Source organism: Gilvimarinus sp. F26214L (genome assembly GCF_054401055.1).
This window is the reverse complement of sequence record NZ_JBTIYG010000020.1, coordinates 44,293-51,769: the sequence shown is the minus strand read 5'-3', so window position 1 is coordinate 51,769 and position 7,477 is coordinate 44,293. Positions and strand designations below refer to the sequence as shown.

At 56.6% G+C, this 7,477-nt stretch carries 5 protein-coding genes; 2 read left to right on the top strand and 3 right to left on the bottom strand.

What is annotated here, in order from left to right; all coding sequences use genetic code 11:
• Window positions 1-152: 152 nt before the first annotated feature.
• A complete protein-coding gene (locus tag ACURWW_RS16515) occupies window positions 153-662 on the bottom strand; it encodes a hypothetical protein (RefSeq protein ID WP_445618150.1) in 510 nt (169 codons plus the stop codon).
• A gap of 91 nt (window positions 663-753) precedes the next feature.
• On the bottom strand, window positions 754-3,771 hold the full coding sequence (locus ACURWW_RS16510) for a YncE family protein (RefSeq protein ID WP_445618149.1): 3,018 nt from the start codon (window positions 3,769-3,771) through the stop codon (window positions 754-756).
• 612 nt (window positions 3,772-4,383) lie between these two features.
• Between ACURWW_RS16510 and ACURWW_RS16505 the strand changes: the two genes are divergently transcribed.
• Together ACURWW_RS16505 and ACURWW_RS16500 are read left to right on the top strand one after the other, a co-directional pair.
• Window positions 4,384-5,433 carry an AraC family transcriptional regulator ligand-binding domain-containing protein gene (locus ACURWW_RS16505; protein WP_445618148.1) on the top strand — a complete coding sequence of 350 codons (1,050 nt, stop codon included), beginning with the start codon at window positions 4,384-4,386 and terminating at the stop codon, window positions 5,431-5,433.
• A gap of 209 nt (window positions 5,434-5,642) precedes the next feature.
• Complete coding sequence (locus ACURWW_RS16500; protein WP_445618147.1) at window positions 5,643-6,524, top strand: class I SAM-dependent methyltransferase; 882 nt, start codon at window positions 5,643-5,645, stop codon at window positions 6,522-6,524.
• An 81-nt stretch (window positions 6,525-6,605) separates the two neighbouring features.
• On the opposite strand, the gene ACURWW_RS16495 is transcribed toward ACURWW_RS16500, so the two are convergent.
• Window positions 6,606-7,424, bottom strand: coding sequence for a class I SAM-dependent methyltransferase (locus ACURWW_RS16495; RefSeq protein WP_445618146.1), 819 nt, complete (start codon window positions 7,422-7,424; stop codon window positions 6,606-6,608).
• Between the last annotated feature and the right edge of the window lie 53 nt (window positions 7,425-7,477).

Below are 7,477 nucleotides of genomic sequence, written 5' to 3'. Positions count from 1 at the left end.
TCACATCCCTGTGATCCGGGCTGCGCCCGCCGGCGGAGCCGGCGCTCCAATCTGTTCCAGACAGATTGGTCAGGCTTCAATTGAAAAGGCCGTACAGCCATGCTGTACGGCCTTTCTCGTTCTACGCTCTGTTGAAGCTTGTGCCGCAGCGGTCAAAGGTTTTCTTCCTTCCACCATTGCGCAAGAGTGTCCTGATATTCCCGTCCCATGCAATCCTTGAGTGAATCCTCGGGATTATCTCGTTCGGCTGCTTCGTTCTGGCATTCCAGTGCTTGCTCATAAAGAGTTTTGTGATAGTTGGAATCCTTGAAGCCGTAGTAAGCCGCAATGCACGTTTGCACCCCAAGGTTCTTGACGGTCTCGGGCTCCAGTTGGTCGAAACCAAAAGCCAGCATTACGGCGAATCGTGGTGAATCAAATATGGGCTGACTGCGGGTGAGATATTCGCGGTAGTACTGATAGCGGGCCTTGTCCACGGGAACGTCGTTCTCGCGATCCAGCGCAACCTGCTTCGCCACCGCGCCCATGTGAGCACAACTGCGCATTACCCCCAGGCTGACCTCTGGCATTTCCGGCGCCGGTTCCATGCGGCCGACCGCATAGGCCGTGATAAGTGTTAGCGGGATGATGGCGATTCCGTACCAAAAGGCTTTCTTGTTCATGATCGTCCTCCTGTGAAAAAGCGGAAGTGCGCCCCGAAGGGACGCACTTCCGCGTACTTACTTTCACAAGTATGTGGTTACAGACGTTTGCTTACAGCTCGAGTCCGTCCGGAGTTCCGTCCAGGTCGCGGTCCACACCAATTCGTGTGCCGGAGCCGGGGGGTACAGCGGTGAACGTGGCCGGGCCATCGATTCTGCCCAGCAGGGTGCTGAGTCCCCAGATCACCTCGTTCTTGTCAGATACGAAGGTGCGAATACCGAGGAAACCGCGACCGGTATACACAAACCCTCGCTCTGCGCCGTTGATCAAGCCTTTAACGACGACGTCCGCTTCAGTGACCCGGCCGCCGAGCACCGCCGATTCAAAGCGCGAGCCAGCGCGGTCGAGCAGCAGTCGCGCCCGGCTGTAGCCCGGAGAGCTGGTGCTTTCCACCGTTACTTGCTGACCGACAATGGGCGCGAGGTCGCTATCGAACGCCAGCATGAACTCCTGCATATCTGCACGCTGCTGAGAATTGCGGAAACCCGCGCCAAGGCCATTGTCGTCAAACACCAAGGCACTGAGGAAGTTCTCGACCGTATCGATCGCTCCATCGTGCAACACACCAAAGGCTTTGATCTGGTCGCCCTGGAAGTCGAAACGGTCAGCGTTGTCCGGGTTATTGAAGGCGCTGTTCGCTTCGTTCGGGGCCACACCGAATGCACCGACCTTGGTGTACACGTTGCGCAGGTGGGGGATCTTGATGATCTGAGTCTCACCTTCGAAGCTCTGGAATCCATCCGTGCCAAAGAAGCCTTGGGACGGATCCGTCCGGTGGCATCCCTCGCAGGTAAAGCCGGCTTCGAACTGGCTGCCGCCCAACAGGTTCAACAGTGCTTCCAGCACCGGTCCTGTACCGTCGCTGCGGCGTTCCGCGTAGAATCTCAGCCCACCAATGTTCAGTATTTCCTCTCGTCCAAAGAAGAAGTCCTGCCCGCGTCTTTGCGCCGGGGTAAGGCTGTTGTCCAGGGCCCGAATCGGGTTGGGCGGCGGCAGTACCGAGAGCATGAAGTCGGAGAATGCCTGCATCTCTTCAGGAGTGATGTGGCCGTCCATACCGTTCAAGCCTTCGAAGGCAACAATGAAGTTCTTGAAAGAGAGCTCCTCATTGAAGGCGTCGTCCAGGGTTGGATTCTCCGGGTCGTCATTGAAGAAGCCGTTCGCCCGGTCCCCTCGCCAGTGCATTGCGCCGTGGGTGCTCAGGCCGCGCAAGGTCTGTGTCGTCATCGGCCCTTTCATGGGGTGGAACTGATTGAGGCCGGCGTCGCCGTTGATCTCTTCCAGCTCGACCAGGTTGAAGACATTCGGCTCGCCTTCCTCGCCGTTGTTGATCAGGTCAGCGAGGTTGATATCTTCCAGGCCCAGTTCGTCCAGAAAGGCCAGTTCCGCCAGTTCGCCGAGTCGGTCCGTACCCAGAATGCTTGCAAGGTCCAGCGACGCAGTGGTCTCAATGAGCTCCTGCAGCCGAACCGGGATCGGGCTTTCCGTGACCTCCACATCGGGGTCGCCAAGGTCCCAGGCCAGGCCGTCGTTATCGCCGAATATGTGACAGCTGGAACAGGATGCCTCACCGTTGCTTGAGGAGATGCGAGCGTCGTAGAGGAAGGGCCGGCCGTTGACGATGTGGGCCGGTTCCGGATTGAACAGCTGAATGTGCTGGACTTCCTGCTTGTTGGTCGTGTCGATGACCGAGAGCCCATTATCAAACCGGGTGTAGACGTACAGCTTGCTTCCGTCGTCGCTCATCACCAGACCGGCAGGACCGCCGCCCGAGACCGGGATCTGCGAGGCCGTGCTGGGTACGAAGGTATCGTTCTCCAGTTCCGCCGTGTCGTAGAACCCCACAGCCTGTGACCCGAAGGCTGCAACGTAAAGCGTTGAACCAGAGCTGTCGACGACCATTTCCAGCGGTGTTGCCAGGCTACGCTCGCGGACGCTCGCTGAAGCCTTCAGCTGGTTGTAGTCGATGTGCTTGTTCAGGTGACGGGGCTGAACATTGTCGCCGCTAACCACATGCGCATTAGGATTGGTGATCACCGTAATGCGCGATTCCGCGAGGTGCCCCTGAACGGTTTGTCCACCGAACATCCCCGGGCCTTCAAAGCGCTGATGGTTCTGGGAATCGGTGTTACTCACGTAAAGGGTGCCGGTTTGGGGGTTCGCCACCATGTTGAACAAGGTGGTGCCCACAGTGGCGTGGAAGGCGATTTCTTCCAGCGAGGCTGCATCCACTGCGAAAACGTCCTTGTCCGGCAGCCGCAGGCGGACCCCGTTGTTCCAGTTGCGGCCCAACTCGTCCACGAATGCCCCGGTGCTGGGATCATTGTCGGCTGCACCATAATCCGGGTCCCACTTAACGATCAACCCCACCTCGGGAGCAAGAACGCCTTCGAAGTTGGTACTGGGACCGGGATTACCGCCGGGCAGAAACCCGCCCGGAAGACCATCGGGCATCGAGGCGCCGTCAAATGTTTCGCACGGACCGGCGGTCTCGAAGCCCAGGCAGACCACGCCTTGGCCCACGGTGGCTGTCTGGTTCTGTGACATATGTCCGGCCACGTAAACCTTGGTGCCGTCGGGGCTGACCGCGAGGGCTCGCGGGGTGTCGGTGAAGAAGCTCATGATCTTCATGGGAACACCACCCACGGCACCGCCGAGGTTATCAGTGTCGAACACCCACACATCCGCGCGATTCACACCGGGAGTGCTCAACTGCGGGTCACCCGCCCCGGGTACGCCGTCCAGCGACGGATGGGTGCGGTGCTGGCCGCGATGAGCGGTTGTGACAAACAAGCGAGGCGAAAGCGGGCCGCTGCCATCCGGATCGGTGACTACAAGGTCCCGCGGCTCGTCGCCCACCAGGAGGGTCTTGATCACGCGGGGCGTGCCGGAGACGTCCACTACGCTCACGCTGTCCGACAGGTGGTTGGCCACGAATACGATATCGTCATTCAAAGCGGCTACGGAGACGGGTTCCAGACCGACCGTGACCGAAGCAGCGGGGACGGGGTTTCCGTTCTGAAGGTCGAGTATCTCCAGGCGGTTATCGGAAATGTTGGTAACAAACAACCGGCTTCCGTCCGGTGACTTGGCAACCGGGCGTACTGGCCCGCTTTCGAAAGCCACAAACGACGGTGCACTTGCCAGCGAGGGCGAAGCTTGAACACTCAAGCCAAGGGCAAGGATACCCAGTGCAGACCGGCCGGTGAGCCGCCGTACGTGTGTCAGTCGTTCTTTGACCGACCGTTTTCGAGAGTTCGTTCCTATCCAGTGAAATAAATTTCTTCTTTTCATAATAGCGTCCCTCTTACAGGTGACTCTGCTTTGATGGTGCCGGAAACAACATGTGCAGCGCGGTAGAAAAGGGTGCCAACATGGAGAGCTGCTTGGCACTTTCCCGTTCTGACGGTGCAAAACTTTATACTGTCGGGATAAAACTGAAGAGGTTAGAATCAGACAATGTGCATGGAATTGTCCGAGTGACAGGCACTATTGCGAATGACTGTGCATTCACTTTCTGCGCGCATTTTTATGGGTGCCACCAGTTATAACAAATGCATGTAGTGGCAGTAAGAAAGGGATTGAATCATTCAGGGAGAGAGAACAGCGCGTTCGCAAAACAAGCCGCAAGTAAGATCGGGTAGAACAATCGATAATAACCAATCTTCCGTGAGCGCAAATATGAACTGGACTGACAAAGTTATCCCGTTCCACTTTCACCCCCTTGGTTTCATCGACTCATTCAATCAGTACGGAGCCAGCACCCGGGATCTGTTGGCAGGCGCTGGGATTCATGGGGCGATCCTGGATGTTCCCGAAGGCAAAATCTCGTACCGCCAGTTTGTGGAACTTCTTCGCAGTGGCATTCGACTGTGTAACCAGCCCGGCCTCGGATTGCTGATCGGCCGACATTTCGACTGGTACTACTATGGGCTGCCCGGGATTGCCATGCAGGCGAGCGGCAGTTTCAAAGAAGCTACCAGCATCCTCCACCGATATACCTGCCTCGTCCAACCCTATTACGGGTATTTCAAAAGCCGCCCCGCGTTCTTTGTGGATAATCAACAGTCCGTGACCATTCCGATTCAGTACTTACTCAGCGAAGGTCTGGGGGATGAAAAGCTGCAGCAGTTCGAATTGGAATATAGAGTCGGCCTCCTTATGAGGCTTCTGGAATATTTCAAATGCAGCACCGAGCATTCCAACGTGGACGTCCATTTGGCCACTCCTCAACCTGTCCATGGCCACTTGTACAAGGAGCTGAACGGCTACCAGTTCCACTTCAACAGCAAAGCCTCCCGATTCATCCTTCCCGGCCAGGTGCTGGCGTCCTCAAGGAAGCATCCTCGTCGCGGGGTGTTCGATCACGTCCTGCGTTACTGCCGCATGGAGCTGAACCAAATGGACAAGTGGGCTCGCTACGGCGAGCGGGTGCGGGGCATCCTTTACGAGAACATACCGTTTTATCTCAACCAAAAGGAAGTGGCCGAACGTCTGGGCGTAACCACCCGGACACTTGCGCGCAAATTGCAGCAGGAAGGCACCAGCTTTACGGAAGTCCTCAATGATGTACGCAGGGAGATCGCCACGTACTTCCTGGATTCCACCCAACTCAGCGTGGCGGACATAGCCGAGAGTATGGGCTTTTCGGATACCACCAACTTCCGGCAGGCCTTCAAACGCTGGACCGGGCAATCGGCGTCGCGGACGAGGGAAACCTCACTAGCGTGAGCATGGAATCTGGCGGCGTCCAGGGCTATTGTGCGGTCCTGGAAGCTCACGACCCCACGCCGCCGCAACCGTGGGATCGGGGCGGCCCCACCTCTATGCTGAGCATTGGAAGCAGTTTCTAAGTTTGATCACTTGCTGCATAATTGCCTTAGGTCAGTGTTGCGGCTCGGGATTTGCCGCGAAAGAGGGAAGAGAGTACACATCCGATTATGTTAACGAGAGTAAAACAGAAAGTAGGGCGCGCGGCGGTCCGGGTTGCGCGGCAATGGGCTCCAGAAACCCTGGCTGCAGAAAACGCTCCTGCATCCGGAAACGGCTGCAACCATCAGATGCTGGGATTAACCGATGCGGTAAGAAGCGGGTGGTACCTCAGTGACTCCGCAGAAGTTTTCGAAGGGTTTAAAATCGTACCCGAAGACGTAGTGGTCGATGTGGGCTGCGGGGACGGACTGGCGACTCATTTCTGTGCCCGACATGGGGCCCATGTGGCCTTTTCGGATATCGATCCAGAAAAGGTTGAGGGGGTCAGAAAGCTCATCAAAAATCTGGGTGCCCGAAAGATTGAAGGGGTTGTTAGTGACTCCTCACCATTACCGTTCCCGGATGGCTATGCTACCAAAGTGTTGGCGATGGAAATGCTCGAGCACACGGAGGACCCTGCCAGTATTCTTTCGGAACTGGTTCGAGTTGGAAAACCCGGAGCCCTTTACTTGATTACGGTCCCCGATGAAAGATCCGAGCGTGTGCAAAAGCCGTTTGCGGCCGACAGCTACTTCGAAAAGCCGAACCATATACAAATCTTCTCGAAAGCCGATTTTGTTCGGCTCGTCGAAGGGGCGGGTTTGAAAGTCGAGAATTATCGAACGTGGGGATTCTATTGGACGCTTTGGTGGTGCCTCAGTTGGCTAGAAGGAAGGCCGCTGGCCGAGGGGCCTGTGCTCGATACAGTCACGCATTCCCGTGGAGAAATATTGAACTGCTGGTCCCACGTATGGAATGAATTGCTAAAACACGATGGAACCAAAGACTTGGTGGAAACGCTCAACGGCACACTCCCGAAGAGTCAACTGATCATCGCGCGAAAACGCTAGACTCACGCGTGGAGACACGCCTGGCATAGCAATGTCTGCGATGCTCATATTGGCTAGCACAGTAAGGGGGTTCCGGTCGCTCTAGGGTTTTCGGGCTACAATTATCTGACTTTTCGGCATCGCGTTGTCGAGTGCTCGCTTGATTCTGATCCCGTCACGAGAGTTAAGAATCATTCCCCACAGGGTGGTCCAGGATTGGAGCAAGGGGTGCCACGGTGGTGCAAGATCCTGATCACAGGTCCAGAACAGTGCCCACCATACGACGTCGTAGAACCCACAGGATCGTTTGCTCTCGATCACGAGCCCGGAGTCCTCTACAAGGCGTGTAAAGGAATCATCATTGAAGATTCGAACGTGATTGGGCTTTTCGAAATAAGGCGGCGGGGCCAGCTCTCTCTGAATATTTTCGCCGAGTTCCGCCGGCACGGTAATGAGATACAGCGCCCCGGGTTTTCCTACACGCGTGAGTTCCCGCATGAACACGGCCGGATCATCAACGTGCTCCAGGACCTCCATTGCAACCACTTTGTCCTGGCTCGAATCGTCAAGTTCAAGTGGATTCGCGTCTGTCTCAAGCGTTCTGTACCGGTCAATCCCTGCGCTTTCGAATCGCTCACGGATACCTTCGAGAGCGGTCGCCTCAATGTCTGCGCAGGTCACAAAAGCGCCCTGTTGAGCACAGAAAAGGCTGTACGCTCCCCCGCCGCAGCCAATGTCTAACACGTTATCGGTACGTCGTATTGGGAAGCCTTCGAGAAGTTCGCCGGTCTCGGGTCGACACCAGCCGGTCAAGTCGGCGTCTTTGAGCGCGGGGTCAAATGGCAGTTGCGCGACTATGGGGGTCTCCGAGTCGCTTACTTGAACGTCGTTCGGTGCGATCCTTCGAAACAGCTTGAACATTATTGCGTTGAGCTCCGTTATCTGCTTATAGTTCGCCGCTTGAGCAGCCGCGT